Source organism: Rathayibacter sp. AY1D1, assembly GCF_002932635.1.
GTDB lineage: Bacteria > Actinomycetota > Actinomycetes > Actinomycetales > Microbacteriaceae > Rathayibacter.
Map to the genome: position 1 here is coordinate 27875 of NZ_PSVY01000007.1, position 21735 is coordinate 49609.

Sequence of the window (21735 nt, forward strand, 5' to 3'; positions counted from 1 at the left end):
CCGCGCGTCCGGCCTCCGCCGCCGCACCCGACCGACGACCCCTGAAGGAGACCCATGGACCAGAGCACGCACGCGAACACTGTGCAGAACAGACTCGTCATCGTCGTCCGCGCCGATCCGGTGATCTGCGGGCACTCCGTCGAAGCGCGCAATCTCGCCGAGACCGCCCGCGAGCGCGGATTCGACGAGGTCCGGATCGTCACCTGGCCGATCGACCGGCTCGAGGCCGCGGGCCTCCCGCTCAAGCCGCTCGACGCCGTGCTGCCCTACAGCGACGGCATCGTCGTGGAGCGGCCGGGACCCGTGGGCGACTACAAGGTCCCGGACGGCCGCTGGCTGGCCGGGATGACCGGACGCCTGATCGAGCTGTTCACCGACGGCGTCCCGACCGTCTGCCTCTCGCTCTACCTGAGCCCGCACACGCTCGTCGTGGCCGACGCCCTCCGCGCCGCCTGGAGCACCGGACTGCCCGTCGAGGTGACCACGATCGCCGAGGCCGTCGGCTCCGACGTCACGAACGTGGTCCGCCGGGCGGTGGAGGAGGGCCGGCTGGGCGCCGCCGCCCACATCCTCTCCTCCTACCTCTCGCAGGACCACTGCGTCGCGGTGTCGGAGTACACGCGCGACCTGATCATCGAGGAGGCGGAGCGCGTCGACGCCGCGCACGGGACGCGCTTCGCTCCGCAGTGCCGGGAGCGCATCGCCGTGTCCTACCCGGCGATCGACGCGGACGCCTACCTCGACCTCGACCCCGGCGTCGTCGAGGAGGTCGTGCGGGCCCGCGGGCTCCGGACCGACGGCTACGTCCTCTTCCTCTCGCGCCTGACCGAGGCGAAGGGCGTGGAGGACCTCATCACGGGTTACGAGCGCAGTGCCGTCCACGAGCGCCACGAGCTCGTCATCGCGGGTCGCGGTCCGCAGGAGGCGGAGCTGCGCCGGATCGCGGCGGCGTCGCCGCTGGCGCACCGCATCCGCTTCCTCGACGACGTCGGCGACGCGGAGAAGCCCTTCCTGATGGCGGGCTGCGCGGCGTTCGTGCTCCCGAGCAAGCCGCGGCCCGAGTTCGTCGAGACCTTCGGCATCGCGCTGGCCGAGAAGATGCTCGCCGGGGGCGGGCCGATCATCACCACGCTGACCGGCGGCATCGGCGAGGCGATCGGCGAGCACGCCTTCGTGACCCCGGTCGACAGCCCGGACACGATCGCCGCGCTCCTCGACCACGCCGTCCTCGAGCTCAGCGCCGACGATCGCGCACGCCGAGCGGCGGCCGCCCGGGAGTACGCCCTGCAGTTCGATCGGCGGGTCGTGTTCGACCGCCTCTTCGCCCGCCTGGCGCGGCCCGCTGTGGCGACGGCGGCGCTCTAACGGCGGGAGTCCGGAGAGGCCGTCGCTGCGGCACCCCTCGCGATGAGCACGTCCGGCGAGAGCTGGTGGCGCACGAAGCGGAGGGTGAAGCTGCGGCGGTCTCCTCCGGAGACCCGCTCGGCGAGGACGCGGATGCCGAGGACGGCGACGACGCGCCACTGCTCGGTCTCGTGGGCGACGACGGCGCAGAAGAGGTCGCCCGGGCGCACCTCGTCGACGGTGGTGGTGAGGCTGTTCGTTCCGTGGGTCATCTGGCCGCTCCTGGTTCCGGCGGACCTCGCGGACGGCGCTTCGGGTGCGCCGCGCAGCCGTACGCCGGTCGCTCGAGAGGGGGGCCCGAGCGGCCGGCGGCCGGTCATGCGTGCGACAGCAGGGACGAGCCCGCCGGAACGACCCCGTGCCGCAGGAGCAGTGTAGGACTGCGACCCTGACCGTGGCGCGGAATGTCAACCACTTGCGAGCGCGCTCCCGGGGTTCTCAGCCCCGGAGACGACGGAACCCGCCTCCCGGGCGGGAAGGCGGGTCGTGTCGGTGTGCGGCGGCGGAGCCTGATCGGGAGCGGCTCCGGCGCGGAGGGTCAGGCGGCGGGCTCGGCGCGGCGCAGCGGGACGGCAGCGTTGCTCGTCGGCTCGGGCACGATGCGGAGGCCGGCGCCGCTGTTGGCGCGCTCCATGAGGGCCTCGACCCACTCCGGGTTGATCGTGGGCTGGCGGCTGCCCTTGAACTCGAACTGGATCGGGATGGTCGGGTGCATCCACACGCCGCGGCGGCCGGTGCCGGCCTGGGGGCTCGCGTCGAGGGTGAGCAGGAAGCGCTCGTCGCGGCGGAACTTGTTGATGATGACGATCTGGAGGTGGGCGAGGGCGCGGTCCTCGACCTCGATGGCGGCGGGGGGAGTGCCGTACAGGATGTTGCCCATGGTGTGCTCCGATCTGACGTGCGAGTGGCTGACGTCCGTCACTCTATATCGCTAGAAAGACTTCCTACTAGTTGAGCTAGCTACTTACGTCGCGGAGTGCGTTTTCTGTCCATCGCCGCCGGACGACTCGATTCTCCGACGGATCCGGGGCGCGGCAGAAGACCCTCGGAGTGAACTCCTGGGGACGCGCGGCCACGGCCGCGGGGACGCCGGTCAGGCGCGGCGCTGCTCCAGCACGCCGTCGGCGTACTCGCCGATCGGCTCGCCCGCGAGCTCCTGGGCGGCGTCGACCGTCTCGGAGTCGGCCGGGCGCTCGACGATGTCGCGCATCGTCTGCAGGAAGCGGATGACGGTCCCGGCCTCGGAGGGGTTGAGCGTCTCGGCCGCCTCGAGCATGCGGCGGTGCATCTCGTCGAGCGTCTCGCGCACCTCGCGGTGGGAGGTGGGGGTGGCGACGATGCGGATGGCCCGGCGGTCGCTCGGGTGCGGCTCCCTGACCACGTGCCCGCTCTTGACCAGCCGGTCGATCAGCACGGTCGTGGAGGCGGAGGAGATGCCGAGGTAGGAGGCCAGGTCCTTCGGGCTGACGTGCACGCCCTTCTGCTGGCGGCGCATGAGGAACTGCACGGCCAGCAGGTCGTTCTCGCCCATGCCCATGGATCCGCGGGTCCGTCGGCGCATCGCGGCCTCCGCCGTGCGGAAGGCGCGCATCGCGGCGAGGACCTCCACCGCTCCGGGCTCGGTCGCCTCACCCGAGAACCAGAAGGCCCCGGGTCGCTTCAGCGTGACCTCATCCATGCCGAACAGTCTAGACAGTCTCGTAGCAAGAACATCTAGACAAGCCAACCTCCCCCGAGGTGCTTGCCTGGGAGGGCGGCGACCACTACGAAGGGACTACTAGTTAGACGAGCTAGTGACTCATTCGCGAAGGGAGCTGCCCGTGCTGGACGAACTCGACCGCCTGCAGCCGCTCCCCGCCGACGTCGTGGATCCGCTGGTCGGCTCCACCCTGGCCGGTCGCTACCTCGTGCTCGAGCGGGTGGGGGAGGGCGGCAGCGCCGTCGTCTACCGCGCCCGCGACCTCCGCCTCGCCCGCCAGGTCGCGGTCAAGGTCCACCGCGACGTCCCGGACACCCCCAACGAGCGGGCGCGTCGCGAGCGCGAGATCCGCTTCCTGATCGACTCGCGCCACGCCTCCGTGGTGGACGTCCTCGACCAGGGCGAGATCCCCGGCGAGGAGGGCGACCTCGCGTTCCTCGTCCTCGAGTACTTCGACCGCAGCGACCCGGCGGCCGACTGGTTCGGCTCCGGCGATCCGCGGCTCATCGCGGAGGTCGGGGCTCAAGTGGCCGATGCTCTCGCGCACCTGCACGCGCAGGGCGTCCTCCACCGCGACGTGAAGCCCGAGAACGTCCTCGTCCGCTCGCGCGCCACCGCATCCGGCTTCTCCGCGCACGAGGCCAAGCTCAGCGACTTCGGGATCGCCCGCTCGGTCGACGACGCCCGGCTCACCCGCTCCGACGTGCTGGTGGGCACCGCCGCGTACCTCAGCCCCGAGAGCCTCGGCTCCGGCCCGGTCGGACCGGCGTCCGACGTCTACTCGCTCGGGCTGGTCCTGCTCGAGGCCGTCTCGGGCCGCAGGGCCTACACCGGCACGACGCTCGAGATCTCGATCCAGCGCCTCCACCACGCGCCCGTCGTCCCGGAGTCGGTCCCGGCGGAGTGGCGCGAGCTGCTGACCGCGATGACCGCTCTCGATCCGGCCGACCGCCCCTCCGCCGAGGAGGTGGCACGCCGGCTCTGGGCGCGCCTGGCCGGCGGCCCCGCCGCAGCCCCCTCCCGCAGCGGAGTCACGGGCACGGTCGCCCTCGTCGCCGCGGGCCTGGTCGGCGCGGTGACGGCCCTCTCGCTCACCGGCTGGCTGGGCTGAGCGCCCCGAGCGGTCCTCGTCCGCTCAGGTTCCTCGCGAGCGTGGTCCCGTAGGCTCCGGGCGACCCTCGACCGACCCCGAGCCGCGTCGCCGCGGACCGAACGGAGCCGATCCCATGAGCCCGCGCCGCCTCTTCCGCCTGCTGTCGATCGTCGAGGCGGTGACCTGGACTCTCCTGATCGTCGGGATGCTGCTGAAGTACGCGGCCGGAGACGGCGACTGGCCGGTGAGCGTCGCCGGGCCGATCCACGGGTTCGCGTTCCTCGCCTACGGAGCCGCGGCCCTGGTGCTCGCGGTGAACCAGCGGTGGTCGGCGGGCGCGACGGCGCTCGCGGTCGTCAGCGCGGTCGTGCCCTACGCGACGGTCCCGCTGGAGCGCGGCTTCGAGCGCCGCGGCCTGCTGGAGGGCCCGTGGCGGACGCACGCGACGGACGACCCGCGCGACCGGCGCGTGACGAGCCGGCTCCTCCGCTGGGCGCTCGCGCGGCCCGTGCTCGCCGGGGCGCTGGTCCTGGCTCTGGTCGCCGTGGTCTTCGCGGCGCTGCTGGTGGTCGGCCCGCCCGGGGGCGGCGAGGCCTGATCCCGCGCGCGGCGTGCCTCAGACGGGGCGCGTCTCCGCGTCGATGAGGATCTCGGCGGCGCGACGCGCGTGCAGGGCGGCCTCCGGGGTTCCGGCGATGGCCGCGGTGGTCTGGGCGCCCTCGGCGAGGATCGCGAGCTGCGCGGCGAGCTCGGCGCCGCCTCCCGCCTCCTCAGCGAGGGTCGCGAGGAAGCGCTGGAACGTCTCCTTGTGGTCGCGCGCCATCTCGGCGACCATCGGGTTCGACGAGCCGAGCTCCCCGAAGGCGTTGATGAAGCCGCAGCCGCGGAACGAGTCCTCGGAGAACCAGTCGAAGAGGAAGTCGTAGATCGCGAGCAGCTTGCCGCGAGGTCCGTCCGCCGCGGCGACCCGGGTGGTCACGCCGAGGGTCCACTGCTCGTGCCGGCCGTGCAGGACGGCGACCACCACCGACTCCTTGCTCGGGAACTCCGAGTAGAGGCGCTTCAGCGAGACGCCCGCGGCCGTGCGGAGCTCGTCCATCCCCACGGACTGGATGCCGCGCTCGTAGTAGAGCCGGTCGGCGGCCGCGAGGATCGCCTCGCGGGGAGGGCGCTCGTCGAGGATCGGGGACATCCCTCCATGGTAGGCGGTACCAGAACGGGCGTTCTCGGTCGGCTGCCGCGCTCTCCGCAGGGGGTCCGGGGGTCGGACGCTGCTGCTAGCGTCGCGCTCGGGTGCGCAGGCGCCCGGGGACGGGAGGCGGACGCATGGTCGTCGCGATGCAGGCCGAGGGATTCGACGGGCCGGAGGCGCTGCGCGCCGTCGAGGTCGATCCGGGGGAGCTGGCGCCCGGCAGGGTGCGGATCGCGGTGCGCGCAGCGGGCGTGAACCCGGCCGACGCGAAGCTCCTGCGCGGGATGTTCGGGCGCGGACGGGTGCCGGTCCGGCCGGGCAGCGAGGTCTCCGGAGTCGTGACCGCGGTCGGCGAGAGGGCCGAGGGGCCGCTCGGCCCGATCCGCGTGGGCGACGAGGTCGTGGCGTTCCGGGTCTCCGGCGGCTACTCCGCCGAGCTGGTCGCGCCCGCGAGCGCGGTCCTGCCCAAGCCCGCCGGGCTCGGCTGGGCGGCGGCCGCGGGCCTGCTGCTGGCCGGGACGACCGCCGAGCACCTCGTCGAGGCCACCCGCGTCTCCTCCGGGGACACCGTCCTGGTGCACGGGGCGAGCGGAGCCGTCGGCTCGCTCGCGGTGCAGCTCGCGGTCGCCCGCGGAGCACGGGTGCTGGGCACCACGAGCGAGCGCGGCGAGGAGGTCGTCCGCCGCTTCGGCGCGGAGCCGGTCCGCTACGGCGCCGGGCTGGAGGAGCGCGTGCGCCTCCTGGCCCCCGGCGGCGTCGACGTCGCGCTGGACACGGCGGGCACCGACGAGGCGCTGGACGCCTCGGTGGCTCTGGTCGCCGACCGCTCGCGCATCGCCACCGTCGCCGGCTTCGAGCATGCCGCCCGCCTCGGCGGCATCCTGCTGCTCGGCGGCGGACCGGGAGCCGATCCCGGCACCGCGCTCCGCGACGCCGCCCGGCCGGGCCTGCTCGACCGCGCCGGTCGCGGGGAGCTCGAGGTCGTGCTCGGGCCCTCCTTCCCGCTGACCGAGGCGGCCGCCGCGCTCGCCCTCGTCGAGTCGGGCCGCGCGCGCGGCAAGACGGTCCTGCTCCCCTGAACGAGACGTCCTCCCTCGACCTGCCGGCCCTCGGGCCCTTCGACTCCGCCGGCGCCGCGAGCCTCCTCCGCAACCACGCCCTCCCCGGAGTGGAGCGGGTCTCGGCCGACGGCCGGCGCCTGGAGCGCCTGCTCACCCTCGACGGGGCGACGCGGCCGATCGCGCTCGAGGTGACGGAGACCGGGCTGCGGGTGGAGGCGGAGCCGGACGTGCTGACGCCGGCGGCCGCGGTCGTCCGTGCCTGGTTCGACCTCGACTCCGATGTGGTGGCGATCGGCGCCGAGCTCTCGCGGGACCCGCTGCTCGCCCGCTCCGTCGCGGCCCGGCCGGGGCTGCGCGCGACGCAGTACCCGGAGGCGTTCGAGGCGGCGGTGATGGCGGTCCTCGGCCAACAGGTGTCCGTCGCCGCGGCCCGGACCTTCGGCGGACGCACCGCCGCGGCCTTCGGCGCCCCGGGGGAGCGCGGTCTGCTGGCGTTCCCCGAACCCGCCGCCCTGCTCGCACCGGAGTTCGAGGCTCTGCGCTCGGCGATCGGGATCACCAACGCCCGGGCGCGGACGGTCCGGGCCGTCGCCGAGGCCTTCGCCGCCGGACCCGTGCTCGACCGCGCGGGCGACCTGCCGGAGCAGCGGCGCGCGCTCCTCGCGATCCCGGGCATCGGGCCGTGGACGGCCGACTACCTCGCGCTCCGGTTCCTCGGCGATCCGGACGCCTTTCCCGCCGGCGACCTGGTGCTGCGGAAGGCGCTCGGCCGGGTGAGCACGGCGGAGGCGGAGGCGGCGTCGCAGGCATGGCGGCCGCACCGGGCGCACGCGGCGTTCCACCTGTGGGCGAGCACCGGGGCGGTCTGAGCGGACGGACGACCCGAGTCGAGAGGCCGCGCCCGGACCGGCGGCCGGGACCGGCCGCCGACGGATCAGGTCAGGTACTCGACGTCGTCGTACAGGATCGGCGCGTCCTCGGCGTCCGGATCCTCGACCGGGACGTCCTCGTGCTCGAGGATGACCGCGACGCCCGGGGAGACCAGCACGCAGACCTCCCGCTCGCCGGCGACCGTGAAGCTCACCATGTCGCCGCGGTTGCGCACGGCCTCGACCAGGCGCTTCTCGAGCTCCTCGGTGTCGAGGGAGACGGCGAGGAGGAAGCGGCGGCCGTCGATGCTGAGCGTGGTGCGCCGCATCGTCGCCTCGGGCTCGGGAGGCGTGCCGCGTCCGCCGCGGCCCGGCGTGACCGCCTTGACCCGCAGCGACGAGGCGTGCATCCGGATGACGGCGTTCACGAGCCCGCCTCCGGGCGCGACTCGTGGTGGCGGCGGCCGCCGGAGCGGCGGTCCTCCTTCATCTCGGACTCGAACAGGTGGCGGCGTCCGCCCGCGAGCTCGTCGCGCGCGGCGCGCTCCTGCTCCCGGAACGCGGCGTAGTAGGTGTCGTCGTAGTCCTCGACGATCTGGAAGGTCCAGCGCCCCTCGATGACGTTGCGGCCGACGAGCTCGGCCTCGATCCGCTCGGCGGTCGCGGCGTGGCCGGCCTCGCGCAGCGCGTCGACGGCCTCGCCCAGAGCGAGGTCGGCCGCGCCGGTGAGCCGGTGGAAGCCGTAGAGCAGACCGCGGGCGTGCTCGACCGTCTCGAGCGCCTCCGAGAGCTTCCCGAGCGCCGCCACGGTGGCGTCGTCGAGACCCTCCGGGCGCAGGTGCGCGGAGTCGGGGTGGTCGTGTGAGCTGCTCATCCAGGTGAGCTTAGGCCGACCTAAATGCTCTGCGACCCCCTTGCGCCGCCGCCGGGAATGGTTCGTGCCCGGAGCGGCAGGGCGGTCAGGTGCACGTCGCGGAGCCCTCCGTCGTCGGCGACGGCGGTCAGGAAGGTGCAGGCCGGCTGGCGCCTCCGATCCGTCGGGGAGCCCGGATTGAGCAGGCGGAGACCCGCCGGGGAGACGGTGTCCCAGGGGATGTGGCTGTGCCCGAAGACGAGCACGTCGGCACCCGGATGGGCGGCGTCGGCGCGGGTCTCGCGGCCGGTCGCCGCTCCGGTCTCGTGCACCACGCGGACGTCGAGGCCGGCGACGCGGGCGCGCGCGACCTCGGGCAGGCGGGCGCGCAGCGGCTCCGGATCGTTGTTGCCCCACACGGCCAGCAGGAGCGCCGCCCGCTCCTCCAGCGCGTCCAGCGTCGCCTCGTCGACCCAGTCGCCCGCGTGCACGACCAGGTCTGCCTCGTCGACCGCGCGCCACACCTCGTCCGGGAGGGCCTTCGCCCGCTTCGGGAGGTGCGTGTCGGCGAGCAGGAGGAGGCGGACCGGACCGTCGACCTCGGGTGGAGAGCCGTCGGGGCCGGGCTGGAGCAGGGGCATCAGCGGGCGGGGCCGGGCGTCGGCTCCACTCCGCCGTCGGCGCCGGGCTCGGTCGCGGTCCCGGAGCTGCGGAGGCGGGCGTCGAGCGCCTCGAGGTCGGCGGCGAACCAGAGGTGGTCGCCGCGGTTCGACTCGACGACGAAGGCCTGCAGCGCGCTCGACTCCGCCACCGGCCCGCTGACGTCGCCGAGGATCACCAGCCGCTTGCCGTACGAGACGAACTTCTGCACGAACTCGCCGGCGATGCCGGAGCGCAGGCGGAGGAACTCGGGGTCGAGCCGGCCGACGGGCACCACGATCGTCTCGACGTCGCCGCCGTAGGTCTCGCCGATCAGCGCGATCGCGTCGTCCGGGGTCGAGAGCGCGCCTCCGTCGTCGTCGACGAGCAGGAGGGGGACGCCCTGACGGGTCTCGGTTCTCATCGGGCCAGCCAATCACGTCGGCCGGGGAGAGGCGAGCAGTGCCGTCCGGGCCTCCGCTCGGATCGTCCATTCCTGGGCCGGCCGTGCTCGCGGGGACAGCCGATCGGGCGTCCGGACGGGCGGCCCGCACCGCCGCTACGAGCCCGGCAGCTCGACGCGGCGCTTGAAGCCCACGTGCGAGTCGACGAAGCCCAGGCGCAGGTAGAAGCGGTGGGCGTCGGTGCGGGCGGCGTCCGAGGTCAGCTGGACGAGCGGCGTGCGGAGCTCGATCGCAGCGACGTCCAGCACCCAGCGCATCAGGGCCGTGCCGATCCCGGCCGACCGCTCGGCGCTCGCCACCCGGACCGCTTCGACGAGCAGGCGGGAGCTGCCGCGGCGCGCCATCCCGGGGATCACGGTCAGCTGCAGCGTGCCGACCACGGCTCCGGCGCCGTCCACCGCGACCACGAGATCGTTGCCCGGGTCCTGCGCGATGCTCCGGAAGGCGGCCTCGTAGGCGGCCCCGTCCTCCTCGGCGGCGACGTCTCCGCGCCCGGCGCTGATCGGGTCGTCGGAGAGGAGCCGGACGATCGCGGGGAGGTCGTCGAGCACCGCACGCCGGAGGAGGAGGCTCCTCTCCCCGGGGCCGGCGTCGCAGGGGAGGGTCAGGTCGGCGATCATGCCCTCATCCTCCCTCTGCTCCACGGCGGGAGCGGTCGTCGGAGGCGGGCAGGACGCGGCTGAGAGCGGCAGGGGGATCCTGGTGCCCGGTCCGCACGTCCACGCGCCGCGTGCCGCAGCCGGCGCAGCGGACGTACACGACGACGCCCTCGCTGGTCCGGTGGGCCGACTCGGTCGTCCAGCCGTGCTCGTGCGGATCGACGGCGGGAGCGAGCGGCTCGGAGGGGTGCGGGGAGGGGGTGGAGGTGCGCATGGGAGCCACTGTGCTGTCATGGTCTTATGCAGCTCAACCCTTACGGCGAGTACGCGGTCCTGCTCGCCGCCTCCCTCGCGAACGACTGGCCGTCCGACCGCGAGGGCATCGAGGCGCGCACGCGCGAGTTCGGCATGACGATGGCCTTCGAGTCCGGCCCGGACGACCACGCCCGGACACGCGACGTGATCGACGAGTGGCTGGAAGTGGTCGACGCGCCGACTCCGAGCGACCGGGCGACGTCGCTGAACCGCCAGATGGCCGCGATCGCCGCGTATCCGCGCCTGACCGACCACGACGACGAGGGCTGGCACCTGCACTACCGCGACCGGGACCAGTCCCTGGCGCACGTCCTCCACGCCGTCATCGCGGTGGGCACGGCGCTGCACCTGACGACCCGGGGGATGAGCCGCCTCCTGCGGTGCGAGGCCGGTCGGGCGTCGGGCGACCACTGCAGGAACGTCGTCGTCGACGTGACGCGGAACGGCCGGCAGCGGTACTGCTCCGTCCGCTGCGCGAACCGGGCCGCGGTCCGGCGGCACCGCCTGCGGCACGCGGAGTGAGTCCGCGCGGCCCCGTCACTCCGCCGCGTCGCCGCCCGGCTTCATCCAGAACGGGGAGTAGTGGTAGCCGTCGAGGTCGTCGAACTGGCGCTGGTACATGAAGGGGTAGTCGTCGGTGTCGCCGATCCGGCCGCCCGCGGCGGCGGCCCGCTCGACGAGCTCGTCGACGGCCTCGCGGCTGTCGAGGTCGAACGAGACGGTCACCTTCGAGGGGGTGCCGGGGGCGCCGATCAGCTCCTCGGTGGCGCCGACGCTCTCGTACATCGCGCGGCTCGCCAGCATGACGGACGTGCCGGGACCGATCGCGAAGCAGGAGACGTCCTCGCGGGACATCTCGGCGTTCAGGGTCCAGCCCAGCGCGGTGTAGAAGGCGGTGGCGCGCTCGACGTCGTCGACCGGGCAGGTGATGAAGAGGCTCATGCGCTCACCCTCGCCACCTGCGGGCGGGCCGTCAAGAGCTCCGCGAGGGAACTCCGGACGGCCCGCCGGGACTCAGCGGAACGACCGCAGCCGCAGGCTGTTCAGCACGACGAAGACGCTCGAGAACGCCATCGCGGCGCCGGCCACGAGCGGCCCCAGGAGTCCGGCCATCGCGAGCGGGATCGCGGCCACGTTGTAGGCGAAGGCCCAGAACAGGTTGCCCCGGATGACCGCGAGGGTGCGGCGCCCGAGGCGCAGGGCGTCGGGCACCCGGCCGAGGTCGTCGCCGACGAGCGTGATGTCGCTCGCCTCGATCGCCGCGTCCGATCCGGCGCCCATCGCGATCCCCACGTCCGCGGCGGCCAGCGCGGCGGCGTCGTTCACACCGTCGCCGACGAAGGCGACGTGGCGGCCCTCCGCACGGAGGCGCTCGATCACGGCGAGCTTCTCCTCCGGCAGCACCTCGGCGACGACCTCGTCGATGCCGACGGCCGAGGCGACGGCCTGCGCCGCCCGCGGGTTGTCGCCGGTCAGCACCATCACCCGCAGGCCCCGCTCGCGCAGGGCGCGGACGGTGCGGGACGCCTCCGGCCTCGGCTCGTCGCGGAGGACCGCGAAGCCGCGCAGCGCCCCCTCCCAGCCGACGCCGACGACGGTGCCGCCCTCGGCGGTCGCTCGCTCGGCGCGCTCGGCGAGACCGCCCGGCGCGAAGCCCCACTGCTCCTCCAGCCAGCGCAGCCGGCCGGCGACGACCAGGCGGCCCTCGACCCGGGCGCGCACGCCGAACCCGGTGCTGGAGCGGAATCCGGTCGCCTCGGGGACGTCGAGGTGCGCGGCCCCGGCCACGATCGCTGCGGCGAGCGGATGCTCCGACCCGCGCTCGACGGCGGCGAGCATCCGCAGGCTCTCGTCGTCGCTGGACTCGACGACCTGGAACGCGCCGGTGGTGAGCGTGCCGGTCTTGTCGAGCACGACCGTGTCGATCCGGCGCCCGGCCTCGAGCACCTCCGGCCCGCGGAGGAGGATCCCGAGCTGGGAGCCGCGGCCGGTGCCGACGAGGACGGCGGTCGGGGTGGCCAGGCCCAGCGCGCACGGGCAGGCGACGACGAGGACGGCGACGGCGGGAGAGACGGCGGCGGCGAGGTCGGCGCCGGCGATCAGCCAGCCGGCGAGGGTGGCCAGGGCGAGCACCACCACGACCGGCACGAAGACGGAGGAGACGCGGTCGGCGAGCCGCTGGATGCGCGCCTTGCCGGCCTGCGCGTCCGAGACGAGACGGCCCATCCGCGCGAGCGTGGTCTCGGAGCCGACGCGGTCGACGCGGACGGTGAGCAGGCCGTGGGCGTTGAGAACTCCGCCGGTCACGGTCGAGCCGGGGCCGACCTCGACCGGCACGCTCTCGCCGGTGAGCATGCTCGCGTCGATCGCGCTCGAGCCCTCGAGCACGGTGCCGTCGGCGGCGACGGTCTCGCCGGGGCGCACGCGGAGGACGTCGCCGACGGCGAGCGAGGACGCGGGCACGCGCTCCTCCTGTCCGTCGGCGGCGACGCGCACGGCGTCCTTCGCGCCGAGGCGGAGGAGCGCCCGGAGCGCCGCACCGGCGTCGCGCTTCGACCGCGCCTCCAGGTAGCGGCCGGCCAGCACGAGGACGGGGACGGCGGCGGCGACCTCGAGGTAGATCTCGTCGTGGCCGGAGCGGCTGCCCAGCAGCTCGAACGGCATGCTCATGCCGGGCCGCCCCGCGTCGCCGAGGAACAGAGCCCAGACCGACCAGGCGAAGGAGGCGCTGACACCGAGGCTGATCAGGGTGTCCATGGTGGTGGAGCCGTGCCGCAGCGCCCGCCAGGCGTTGCGGTGGAAGGGGAGCGCGCCCCAGACCGCGACCGGTGAGCCGAGGGCGAGGCACAGCCACTGCCAGTTCGCGAACTGCAGCGGCGGGATCATCGAGAGCAGGACCACCGGCACGGCGAGCAGGGCGGAGACGCGGAGCCGGGTGCGCAGGGCGCGCCGCTCCCGGTCGTCGTCGCTCTGCTCCTCCTGCTCCTCCTGCTCCTCCGCGGGAGCCGCCTCGCCGGTGGAGGGGACCGTCGCGCTGTAGCCCGCGGCCTCGACGGCGGCGATCGCGTCGGCCGGAGTCGTGCCGGGCGGGAGGGTCAGCGTCGCGCGCTCGAGGGCGAGGTTGACGGTCGCGTGGACGCCGGGGAGCGCGTCGAGGCGCTTCTCGACCCGCGCGACGCAGGAGGCGCAGGTCATCCCTCCGATGGCGAGCTCGAGCGGGGTGCCGGTGGTCTCGGCCACGTCAGCTCAGGGGAGCGAGGCGGTAGCCCGCGTCGGCGACGGCGGCGGCGATCTCCTCGCGGCCGAGCGGCCGGGAGGAGCCGACCGTGACGGTCGAGACCCCGTCGGGGGCGAGGGACACGTCGACCGCCGAGACCTCGGGGTAGGCGGCGAGCTCCTCGGTGACGCTGCGGACGCAGTGCTCGCAGGTCATGCCCGCGACGCCGAAGCTCTGCACGGACGCGGCGGACAGGGAGCCCTGCGCCGCGTGGCCGGCGTCGGAGCGGCCGGCGCCGCCGTGGCCGCCGCACGCGCAGGCACCGCCTCCGCCGCAGCCGCAGCCTCCCGTCGATCCGCTCGCGGTCAGGCCGAGGTCGATCCTGGTGCTCATGGGTCCTCCTGTGTGGTGCGTCCGGTCCGATCCGGTCGATCGGCCCGGTGGGCGTCCGGTCGGCACGCCGGTCGCGGCATACCCCCGGGGGGTACTCCATCGTAAGCCCAGCGAGCCCTCTCGGCAAGGCGGGAGGGCGGAGGAGGGATGATCTCAGGGGCGGCTCGGAGCCGCCCGAGGAGGGAGGGGCGCATGGATCCCGCATCGACGCCGCACTGGGGCGAGCCCCCGCCGCGCACGCCGCCGGCGGTCCCGCTGCCCCCGCGCACGCGGTTCGAGCCGACGGCGCTGCTCGCCGCGCCCCTGCCCGCCCCGGCCGCCGTCCGGGCCCGGGTCCGTCAGGCCGCCCCGGAGCGGCAGCGCCGGCTGGCGGCGCTCGCCGCGGTCACCGAGGGGTTCGCCGTCCTGCGCACTCCCGAGCTCGCCCGGGCGCTGCGCCGGATCGCGGCACCCGCCTCCGCCGCTCCGGCCGCCGCCGCCGCGGTGCTGGCCGTCGGCCGCGACGGACTCGAGCTCGCCGCCGAGCGCGCGGACGCCCTGCGCATCGCCGAGTGGGATCGGATCGTCTCGGTGGGCGTCGGCACCTCGCCCTCGGGTGCCCACCGGGTCCGCGCGCTGGTCCTGGCGGTCCTCGCCCCGCCGCCCGCCTCCGCCGTCCTGCGTGCGGCGAGGCGGCGCCCGCGCACCGTCCTCGTGCCCCTGGTCGTCGCCGCCCCGGCCGCCCTCGGCTGGCGCGTGGCCGACGACCGCACGTTCCTCCTCGCTCTCGACCGCCTCCAGCGCGCCCTCGAGGAGCGTGACCGGTGAAGGCGCGGTTCCGCTTCGCCCTCGCGGCCGTCGCCGTGCTCGGCCTGGGCCTGGCACTGCGGTTCGTGCTCACGGGGCTGCTCGCCGACCTCGCCGGCGGAGTGGCCTACGTCGTGCTGGTGGCGCTGCTGGTCGCGGTGCTCCTGCCGCGCATCCCGGGCGTGACGGCTGCCGGGATCGCGCTGGCCTGGTCGATCGCGATGGAGCAGCTGCAGGCGATCGGAGTCGCAGCGCGCCTGGTCGAGCTGTGGGCGCCGCTCCGCCTCGTCGTCGGCACCACCTTCTCCTGGCTCGACATCGCGGCCTACGTCCTCGGCGCGGTCGTCGCCGCGGCCGTGCACCTCGCTGTCGCTCCGCGCGAGCAGTCCGCCTGACGGGAGGCCGCGCCCGGCGTCTCCCGCTCGCCTCGTCAGCGGGGCTCCCGCGGGGCGTCCCGGCGTCCGCCGAGGCGCCGGCCCCGCCCCCGGGCCACGGCCGAGGTGTCCGTGCGCTCCCCGAGGCGCCGCCGTCCCCGCGGTGCCTCGCCGGCGGACGCGGTGTCTCGCCGCAGGAGCGACGCCGACCGCCGGAGCTGCGCGGTCCCTCCGCCCCCGCGCCCCTGATTAGGGTGAAGCCATGAGCGAGCCGGCACTCCCCGAGACGACGGCCCCGCGGGCCTCGGCCCCGCACGACCACCGCCGCGACCGGCGCATCCCCGAGCCGGTCGACCGGTTCGCCACCGGCGAGGAGTACCCCGAGTACCGCGTCGACCTGGAGCGGATCCGCTTCTCGCCCTACTTCGCCCGACTCTCCGCGGTGACCCAGGTCATCTCGCCCTCCGGCGTCGGCCAGGTCGTGCACAACCGGCTCACGCACTCGATCAAGGTCACCGCGGTCGCCCGCGCGATCGCGATGCAGCTGACCACCACCGATCCCGCCCAGCGCGAGCTGGTCGAGCGGCTCGGCGGCTGCGACCCGGTGGTCGTGCAGGCCGCGGCCAGCGCGCACGACCTCGGCCACCCTCCGTTCGGCCACCTCGGCGAGCAGGCGCTCGACCGCCTCGCGCGTGAGCGGCTGGGGCTCGTGGAGGGCTTCGAGGGCAACGCGCAGTCGTTCCGGATCCTCTCCGAGCTCGACGTCTGCGAGACGGTGGAGGTGGGGCTGAACCTCACCGCCGCCTCCCGTGCCGCCGTGCTCAAGTACCCGTGGGGGCGGACGGTCCACCGCCCCGGCATCGACTCCGCCGACCCGACCGAGCTGCCCCGCGGCTCGACCGCCAGCCGGTGGGAGACCGCGCCGCCGAAGTTCTCGGCGTACACCCTCGACCTCGACGACCTGCTCGACGCCCGCTCCGGCTTCGCCGCGATCGCCCCCTGGCAGCAGACCCTCGAGTGCTCGGTCATGGACGTCGCCGACGACATCGCCTACTCGCTGCACGACCTCGACGACTTCTACCGCGCGGGAGTGCTGCAGCAGGCGGCCGTCGCCGTGGAGTTCCGCGCGTTCCTCCGCGAGCAGAACGCGCTCGCCGCCCTCGACGCCGAGGAGCTGTGGGCGCGCGCCCCCGGGCACTCGCTCGAGATGCTCCGCCGGAGGCTCGTGGCCCGCGACCCGTGGATCGCGAGCGACGAGCACTTCCGCGCCTCCGTGGAGCGGGTGTCGACCGAGCTGGTCGAGGGGCTCCTCGCGCTCCCGTTCGACGGATCGACGCGCACCGAGCGCGCGATCGAGGCCTTCGTCTCCTCCTGGATCGGCCGCCTGCAGCGCTCCGTGGTGGTGCTCGCCGAGCCGAACGTCCGCTCGGGCCACCTCTCCCTCCTCCCCGACGCCTGGCACGACGTGGCCGTGCTGAAGTTCGTGCACACGCGCTTCGTGATCGACCGGCCGGACTTCGCCACCTACCAGCGCGGCCAGTCGCAGGTGCTCGAGACGCTGGTGACCCACCTCGACGCCTGGCTCGAGGATCCGCGCGACGGCTCGCGGGCTCCGCAGAAGCTGCTCGACCTGATCGAGCTCGCGACCGACGGCTACTTCCGCCTGCGCGCCGACCACCCCGACTGGCTCCCGTCGGACGAGCGCGGCCGGCCGACCTCCGACCCGGCCGCGCTGCAGCGGCTCGGCCGGGGGCGCGGTGTGGTCGACTACGTCGCGACCCTGACCGACGAGCAGGCGATGGCGCTCGCCGCCCGCCTTCGCGGCGATCGCGAGCCGTGGGCGATGGGGACCTGACGCCCCGGCGGGTGGGTTGACACCGCGCGTCGCGTGTGGCCTCGGCGGCTCCTCGCCCGTCGTTCCGGGGGAGGAGCCTCCGCCGGGCCGCCGAGGACGCGTCCCGCGACCGCCCAGCCGGCGTCCAGGAAGCGCAGCCTGAACGACAGCGTAAAATCACGGAGGCACATGCCAGGATCGACAACTCGACAGGGAGTTCCGTTGGACGGAAACGCAACGACCACGCACCGCAACGTCGCATTGCTGTCCGTCGCGACCACGCTGGCTCCGCGCGTGACCACCTCGGCCGAGATCGAGGCGCGGCTCGCTCCGGCGCTCAAGCGACTGCGGCTCCCCACCGGGCTCCTCCAGCGCGTCGCCGGAGTGCACGAGCGCCGCAACTGGGGCACCGAGCAGGGCTTCGACGGAGCGGCGATCGACGCGGGCAAGCGCGCTCTCGCCGAGGCCGGCGTCCGCGCCGACCAGATCGGCCTGATCATCAACACGTCGGTGACCCGCAAGCACCTCGAGCCCTCGGTCGCCGTGCGCCTGCACCACGGGCTCGGCCTGCCCTCGTCGGCCATCAACTTCGACATCGCGAACGCCTGCCTCGGCTTCGTCAACGGCATGACCCTCGCCGCGCAGCTGATCGACTCCGGCCAGATCCGCTACGCGCTCATCATCGACGGCGAGGACGCCGACGAGATCCAGGTCAACACCATCGAGCGCCTGAGCCGCGAGGGCGTCAAGCGCAAGGACTTCATGAGCGAGTTCGCGAGCCTGACCCTCGGCTCCGGCGCCGCCGCGGCCGTCCTCGGCCCGGCCGACGAGCACCCCAAGGGCCACCGCATCCTCGGCGGCATCACCCGCGCGGCCACGCAGTTCAACGAGCTCTGCGTCGGCAGCGTCGACGGCATGTTCACGGACGCGAAGGCGCTGCTCAAGGGCGGCATGGAGCTCGTCCTCTCGGCGTGGAAGGAGGCCACCCGCGACTGGAACTGGAGCGGGATGGACCGCTACATCACGCACCAGGTGTCGGACGTGCACACCGACGCCCTGGTGAAGGCCGTCGGCATCGACCGCAGCCGCGTCCCCACGACCTACCCCACCCTCGGCAACGTCGGCCCGGCGTCGATCCCGATCACCCTGGCCCAGGAGGCCGAGACCCTGCAGCCGGGCAACCGGGTGCTGCTCATCGGAGTGGGCTCGGGCATCAACACCGCGATGCTCGAGATCGCCTGGTGACCGCGCCCCACCCGGCCGAGCGGATCCGCGGAGCGCTCGGCTCCACGGCCGCGGCGCAGCTGCCCCCGGCCGGGCTCGACGGGCTCGATCCCGCGTGGTCGCGCCTCGTCGACGCTCCGGACGCCCAGGGCGTGCCGCGCCGCTGGCACCTGCTCGACACGGGCGAGGCCCTCGGCACGGAGCCCGTCGGCACCGTCCTCTGCGTGCACGGCAATCCCACCTGGTCCTACCTCTGGCGCCGCCTCGCGGCCGCCACGCTCGAGTCGGCCCGCAGCGGAGGCCCCGCCTGGCGGGTGGTCGCTGTCGACCAGCTCGAGATGGGCTTCTCCGAGCGGACCGGCGCCCTGCACACGCTCGCCGACCGCGTGCGCGAGCTCTCCAACCTCACCGACGTGCTCGGCCTCGACGACGTGGTCACCCTCGGCCACGACTGGGGCGGAGTCGTCTCGCTGGGCTGGGCGGTCGACCACCCGGAGCAGCTGCGCGCCACGATGCTCCTGAACACCGCGATCCACCAGAGCGCCGACGAGCCGATCCCGGCCCCGCTCCGGCTCGCGCTCGCGTCGGGCGTGCTCGGCGCCTCGACGGTCCGCACGCCGGCCTTCCTCGAGACGACCCTCGCGCTGGGGCACCCCGCGCTGCCCTCCGCGGTGAAGGAGGGGTACCGCGCGCCCTACCGGTCCGCGTCGCGCCGCGGCGGAGTGGGCGGCTTCGTCGCCGACATCCCGGTCGACTCCGCGCACCCGAGCGAGCCGGAGCTGCAGCGCATCGCCGAGGGCGTCAGCGCCCTGACGACGCCGGCCCTGATGCTCTGGGGCCCGCTGGACCCGATCTTCTCCGACCGCTACCTCGACGACCTCGTCGACCGCCTCCCGCACGCGCAGGTCCACCGCTACGAGGGAGCGGGCCACCTGGTGGCCGAGGACGTCGACTACTCGTCCGCCGTCCTCACCTGGCTGGGCGACCTCTCCGACGGCGAGGAGCCGTTCGGCGGCGACCCCGCCCCCGACGTCCGCCGCCCGACCGCGCCGGTCGAGCCGCTCTGGGCGCACCTCGACCGCAACGCGCAGGACGACTCGCTCGCTCTGGTCGAGATGGCGCCTCCCGGAGGCGGCGGGCCCCGCTCGGTCTCGTGGCGCCTGCTCTCGCAGCGGGTCCGCGAGCTCGCCGCCGGGCTCCGCGCCTCCGGCGTCTCCCCGGGCGACCGCGTCTCGCTCCTCGTGCCGCCCGGTGCCGACCTGACGGCGCTGCTCTACGCGTGCCTGCGCATCGGAGCCGTCGTGGTCGTCGCCGACGCGGGCCTGGGCCTGCGCGGTCTCACCCGCGCGGTCCGCGGTGCCTGGCCGGATCTGGTGGTCGGCGCCCTGCCCGGCCTCACCGTCGCGCGGGCCCTCCGCTGGCCCGGCGGCCGGGTCTCGACGCAGACCCTGCCCCGCGCCTCCGCCTCGGCCCTCGGGGTCGACACCTCGCTCGGGCAGCTGATCGAGCTGGGCCGCGCCGAGCTGGCCGCCGACCCGGAGGCGCTGGGCGAGGCTCCCGCCGCCGACGCCGTAGCCGCGATCCTGTTCACCTCCGGCTCGACCGGCCCCGCCAAGGGCGTCGTCTACACGCACCGCCAGCTCGCCGGCGTCCGCGACGCGCTCGCCCGCCAGTACGGGATCGGACCGGGCACAGGGCTCGTCGCGGGCTTCGCGCCGTTCGCTCTGCTGGGCCCCGCGCTGGGCACGCGCTCCGCGACTCCGGACATGGACGTCACCGCGCCCCGAACGCTCACCGCGGCCGCCGTCGCCGCGGCCGCCGCCCGGGTCGACGCGACCGTGCTGTTCCTCTCGCCGGCCGCACTGGCCAACGTCGTGGCCACCGCCGGCGCGCTCGACGCCGACGACCACCGCGCCCTCGCCGGCGTGCGCACCTTCCTCTCGGCCGGCGCCCCCGTCTCGGCGGGACTGCTCGGCGAGGCGCAGGCGCTCATGCCGAACGCCTCCGCCCGCACTCCCTACGGCATGACCGAGGGGCTGCTGCTCACCGACGCGTCGCTGGAGGGCATCCGCGAGGCCGCCTCCGACGACGATCCGCGCGGAGGCGTCTGCGTGGGCGTGCCCGCCGCGGGCGTCCGGCTGCGGATCGCCCCGCTCGACGCCGACGGCCGCGCCACGGACGAGCCGGAGGAGATCACCGGCACGACCGGCGAGATCGTCGTCTCGGCAGGTCACGTCGAGGACCACTACGAGCGCCTCTGGCTCACCGACCGTGCCGCCCGCGTCGGCGCCGTCCCGGGCGAGCGCTGGCACCGCACCGGGGACGTCGGGCGGATCGACTCCGCCGGCCGCCTCTGGGTCGAGGGCCGCATGCCGCACGTCGTCGTCACTCCGGACGGCGTGGTCACGCCGGTCGGACCGGAGCAGCGGATCGAGGCGCGCGTGGCCTCGGTCGCCCGCGCCGCGATCGTCGGAGCCGGCCCGCGCGGAGTCGCGCAGCTGGTCGCCGTGGTCGAGTTGCGCTCGGGCGCGCGCCGCGTGGTGCTGGCCGAGGAGGCCCTCGCCGCCGAGGTGCGTGCGGCCGTCGGCCGGCCCGTCGCCGCGGTTCTCGTCGTCCCGGCGCTGCCCACCGACATCCGCCACAACTCCAAGATCGACCGGGCCGCGCTCTCGCGCTGGGCCGAGGGCGTGCTCGCCGGCGGCCGGATGGTGGCGCCGTGAGGGTCCTGGTCACCGGCGCGAGCGGCCTGCTCGGCGGTGCGGTGGCCGCGGGCCTCGTCGCCCAGGGGCACGAGGTCCGCACCTTCCAGCGCCGGCCCTCCGGGGTCGCGGGCGTCGAGGAGGCGCGGGGCTCCCTGACCGATCCGCGCGCGGTCGAGGAGGCCGTCGACGCGGCTGAGGGCGTCGTGCACCTCGCCGCGAAGGTCTCGCTCGCCGGCGATTCTGGCGACTTCGACCGCGTGAACATCGACGGCACCCGGCGTCTGCTCGCCGCCGCCGCCCGCGCCGGCGTGAGCCGCTTCGTCCAGATCTCGTCGCCCTCCGTCGCCCACTCCGGCTCCTCGATCACCGGCGACGACGCCGAGCCCGCCGATCCGGACCGGGCCCGCGGCGACTACGCGCGCACCAAGGCCCGCGCCGAGCTGCTGGCCCTCGCTGCCGACGCCCCCGGCTTCGCGGTGGTCGCCGTGCGCCCGCACCTGGTCTGGGGTCCGGGCGACACCCAGCTCGTCGCCCGCATCGTCGAGCGGGCGCGCGCCGGCCGGCTGCCGCTCCTCGGGCACGGCCAGGCGCTGATCGACTCCACCTACATCGACAACGCCGCCTCGGCGATCGTCGCCGCTCTCGGGCGGGCGGAGGAGGTGCACGGCCGCTCCTACGTCGTCACCAACGGCGAGCCGCGCCCGGTCGCCGAGCTGCTCGCCGGGATCTGCCGCGCCTCGGGCGTCGAGCCGCCGCGCTGGTCCGTCCCCGCCTCCGTCGCCCGCGCTGCGGGCTCGCTCGTCGAGCGCGTGTGGGCCGTGCGGCCCGGCGCCGATGAGCCGCCGATGACCCGCTTCCTCGCCGAGCAGCTCTCGACCGCGCACTGGTTCGACCAGCGCCGCACGCGCGCCGATCTGCAGTGGAGCCCGTCGGTCACCCTCGACGAGGGTCTGGCGCGCCTGTCCGCCGCCCGCTGAGGCGCCGGGTCCGGAGACGACGGAACGGACGGGACTCCGT

At 75.0% G+C, this 21735-nt stretch carries 25 protein-coding genes; 12 read left to right on the forward strand and 13 right to left on the reverse strand.

Annotated elements, in window-relative coordinates; all coding sequences use genetic code 11:
* Positions 1 to 54: 54 nt before the first annotated feature.
* Entirely contained in the window at positions 55 to 1365 is a 1311-nt protein-coding gene (locus C5C56_RS06945) for a glycosyltransferase (protein ID WP_104249746.1), read from the forward strand.
* Here the strand turns inward: C5C56_RS06945 and C5C56_RS06950 are convergent.
* The 3 genes from C5C56_RS06950 to C5C56_RS06960 form a co-directional block, all read right to left on the reverse strand.
* The gene (locus tag C5C56_RS06950) at positions 1362 to 1616 is read right to left on the reverse strand and encodes a hypothetical protein (RefSeq protein ID WP_104246999.1); all 255 of its coding nucleotides are present in this window, start codon (positions 1614 to 1616) and stop codon (positions 1362 to 1364) included. The two genes, C5C56_RS06945 and C5C56_RS06950, sit on opposite strands and share 4 nt — an antisense overlap.
* Positions 1617 to 1942: 326 nt before the next feature.
* A complete protein-coding gene (locus C5C56_RS06955; protein ID WP_104224199.1) occupies positions 1943 to 2284 on the reverse strand; it encodes an ATP-dependent DNA ligase in 342 nt (113 codons plus the stop codon).
* Between the two features lie 213 nt (positions 2285 to 2497).
* Positions 2498 to 3082: a MarR family winged helix-turn-helix transcriptional regulator gene (locus C5C56_RS06960; RefSeq protein ID WP_104224167.1), complete on the reverse strand. Its 585-nt coding sequence runs from the start codon at positions 3080 to 3082 to the stop codon at positions 2498 to 2500.
* Between the two features lie 142 nt (positions 3083 to 3224).
* Here C5C56_RS06960 and C5C56_RS06965 point away from each other — a divergent pair, with 142 nt between their 5' ends.
* Together C5C56_RS06965 and C5C56_RS06970 are read left to right on the forward strand one after the other, a co-directional pair.
* On the forward strand, positions 3225 to 4214 hold the full coding sequence (locus C5C56_RS06965) for a serine/threonine-protein kinase (protein ID WP_181065691.1): 990 nt from the start codon (positions 3225 to 3227) through the stop codon (positions 4212 to 4214).
* A 115-nt stretch (positions 4215 to 4329) separates the two neighbouring features.
* Complete coding sequence (locus C5C56_RS06970) at positions 4330 to 4794, forward strand: DUF3817 domain-containing protein (RefSeq protein ID WP_104319294.1); 465 nt, start codon at positions 4330 to 4332, stop codon at positions 4792 to 4794.
* 18 nt (positions 4795 to 4812) lie between these two features.
* Here the strand turns inward: C5C56_RS06970 and C5C56_RS06975 are convergent, their stop codons facing one another.
* Positions 4813 to 5388 carry a TetR/AcrR family transcriptional regulator gene (locus C5C56_RS06975; protein WP_104224170.1) on the reverse strand — a complete coding sequence of 192 codons (576 nt, stop codon included), beginning with the start codon at positions 5386 to 5388 and terminating at the stop codon, positions 4813 to 4815.
* 134 nt (positions 5389 to 5522) lie between these two features.
* On the opposite strand from C5C56_RS06975, the gene C5C56_RS06980 reads away from it, so the two are divergent.
* Positions 5523 to 6467: an NADP-dependent oxidoreductase gene (locus C5C56_RS06980; RefSeq protein WP_258065605.1), complete on the forward strand. Its 945-nt coding sequence runs from the start codon at positions 5523 to 5525 to the stop codon at positions 6465 to 6467.
* A gap of 20 nt (positions 6468 to 6487) precedes the next feature.
* On the forward strand, positions 6488 to 7318 hold the full coding sequence (locus C5C56_RS06985; protein WP_258065620.1) for a DNA-3-methyladenine glycosylase: 831 nt from the start codon (positions 6488 to 6490) through the stop codon (positions 7316 to 7318).
* 65 nt (positions 7319 to 7383) lie between these two features.
* Here the strand turns inward: C5C56_RS06985 and C5C56_RS06990 are convergent, their stop codons facing one another.
* The 6 genes from C5C56_RS06990 to C5C56_RS07015 all read right to left on the reverse strand — a co-directional run bounded on the left by C5C56_RS06990 (position 7384) and on the right by C5C56_RS07015 (position 10147).
* Complete coding sequence (locus tag C5C56_RS06990) at positions 7384 to 7746, reverse strand: hypothetical protein (RefSeq protein ID WP_104224172.1); 363 nt, start codon at positions 7744 to 7746, stop codon at positions 7384 to 7386.
* On the reverse strand, positions 7743 to 8192 hold the full coding sequence (locus tag C5C56_RS06995) for a hypothetical protein (protein WP_104224173.1): 450 nt from the start codon (positions 8190 to 8192) through the stop codon (positions 7743 to 7745). The genes C5C56_RS06990 and C5C56_RS06995 overlap by 4 nt, the downstream gene beginning before the upstream one ends.
* Before the next feature lie 20 nt (positions 8193 to 8212).
* Entirely contained in the window at positions 8213 to 8812 is a 600-nt protein-coding gene (locus C5C56_RS07000) for a metallophosphoesterase (protein ID WP_104317654.1), read from the reverse strand.
* Entirely contained in the window at positions 8812 to 9234 is a 423-nt protein-coding gene (locus C5C56_RS07005) for a DUF4180 domain-containing protein (protein ID WP_104247004.1), read from the reverse strand. Before C5C56_RS07005 ends, C5C56_RS07000 begins: the two co-directional genes overlap by 1 nt.
* 135 nt (positions 9235 to 9369) lie before the next feature.
* Complete coding sequence (locus C5C56_RS07010; RefSeq protein WP_104224176.1) at positions 9370 to 9894, reverse strand: GNAT family N-acetyltransferase; 525 nt, start codon at positions 9892 to 9894, stop codon at positions 9370 to 9372.
* A 4-nt stretch (positions 9895 to 9898) separates the two neighbouring features.
* Positions 9899 to 10147 (reverse strand): hypothetical protein, encoded by a 249-nt coding sequence (locus C5C56_RS07015; protein WP_104224177.1) that lies wholly within the window; start codon positions 10145 to 10147, stop codon positions 9899 to 9901.
* A gap of 26 nt (positions 10148 to 10173) precedes the next feature.
* Between C5C56_RS07015 and C5C56_RS07020 the strand changes: the two genes are divergently transcribed.
* Complete coding sequence (locus C5C56_RS07020) at positions 10174 to 10710, forward strand: CGNR zinc finger domain-containing protein (RefSeq protein ID WP_104319295.1); 537 nt, start codon at positions 10174 to 10176, stop codon at positions 10708 to 10710.
* 15 nt (positions 10711 to 10725) lie between these two features.
* On the opposite strand, the gene C5C56_RS07025 is transcribed toward C5C56_RS07020, so the two are convergent.
* From C5C56_RS07025 to C5C56_RS18275, 3 genes are all read right to left on the reverse strand, one after another.
* Positions 10726 to 11130, reverse strand: coding sequence for a VOC family protein (locus tag C5C56_RS07025; protein ID WP_104254872.1), 405 nt, complete (start codon positions 11128 to 11130; stop codon positions 10726 to 10728).
* A 72-nt stretch (positions 11131 to 11202) separates the two neighbouring features.
* A complete protein-coding gene (locus C5C56_RS07030) occupies positions 11203 to 13428 on the reverse strand; it encodes a cation-translocating P-type ATPase (protein ID WP_258065606.1) in 2226 nt (741 codons plus the stop codon).
* 1 nt (position 13429) lies between these two features.
* Complete coding sequence (locus C5C56_RS18275; RefSeq protein WP_104233449.1) at positions 13430 to 13798, reverse strand: heavy-metal-associated domain-containing protein; 369 nt, start codon at positions 13796 to 13798, stop codon at positions 13430 to 13432.
* 192 nt (positions 13799 to 13990) lie between these two features.
* Between C5C56_RS18275 and C5C56_RS07040 the strand changes: the two genes are divergently transcribed.
* The 6 genes from C5C56_RS07040 to C5C56_RS07065 all read left to right on the forward strand — a co-directional run bounded on the left by C5C56_RS07040 (position 13991) and on the right by C5C56_RS07065 (position 21695).
* Complete coding sequence (locus C5C56_RS07040; RefSeq protein WP_104262386.1) at positions 13991 to 14605, forward strand: hypothetical protein; 615 nt, start codon at positions 13991 to 13993, stop codon at positions 14603 to 14605.
* A complete protein-coding gene (locus tag C5C56_RS07045; RefSeq protein WP_104319296.1) occupies positions 14602 to 14979 on the forward strand; it encodes a DUF2809 domain-containing protein in 378 nt (125 codons plus the stop codon). The genes C5C56_RS07040 and C5C56_RS07045 overlap by 4 nt, the downstream gene beginning before the upstream one ends.
* A 241-nt stretch (positions 14980 to 15220) precedes the next feature.
* Entirely contained in the window at positions 15221 to 16813 is a 1593-nt protein-coding gene (locus C5C56_RS07050) for a deoxyguanosinetriphosphate triphosphohydrolase family protein (RefSeq protein ID WP_104319297.1), read from the forward strand.
* 168 nt (positions 16814 to 16981) lie between these two features.
* Entirely contained in the window at positions 16982 to 18037 is a 1056-nt protein-coding gene (locus tag C5C56_RS07055; RefSeq protein ID WP_104225938.1) for a 3-oxoacyl-ACP synthase III, read from the forward strand.
* Complete coding sequence (locus tag C5C56_RS07060; protein WP_258065607.1) at positions 18034 to 20736, forward strand: alpha/beta fold hydrolase; 2703 nt, start codon at positions 18034 to 18036, stop codon at positions 20734 to 20736. Before C5C56_RS07055 ends, C5C56_RS07060 begins: the two co-directional genes overlap by 4 nt.
* Complete coding sequence (locus tag C5C56_RS07065) at positions 20733 to 21695, forward strand: NAD(P)-dependent oxidoreductase (RefSeq protein ID WP_104319298.1); 963 nt, start codon at positions 20733 to 20735, stop codon at positions 21693 to 21695. The genes C5C56_RS07060 and C5C56_RS07065 overlap by 4 nt, the downstream gene beginning before the upstream one ends.
* The last annotated feature ends 40 nt before the right edge of the window (positions 21696 to 21735 follow it).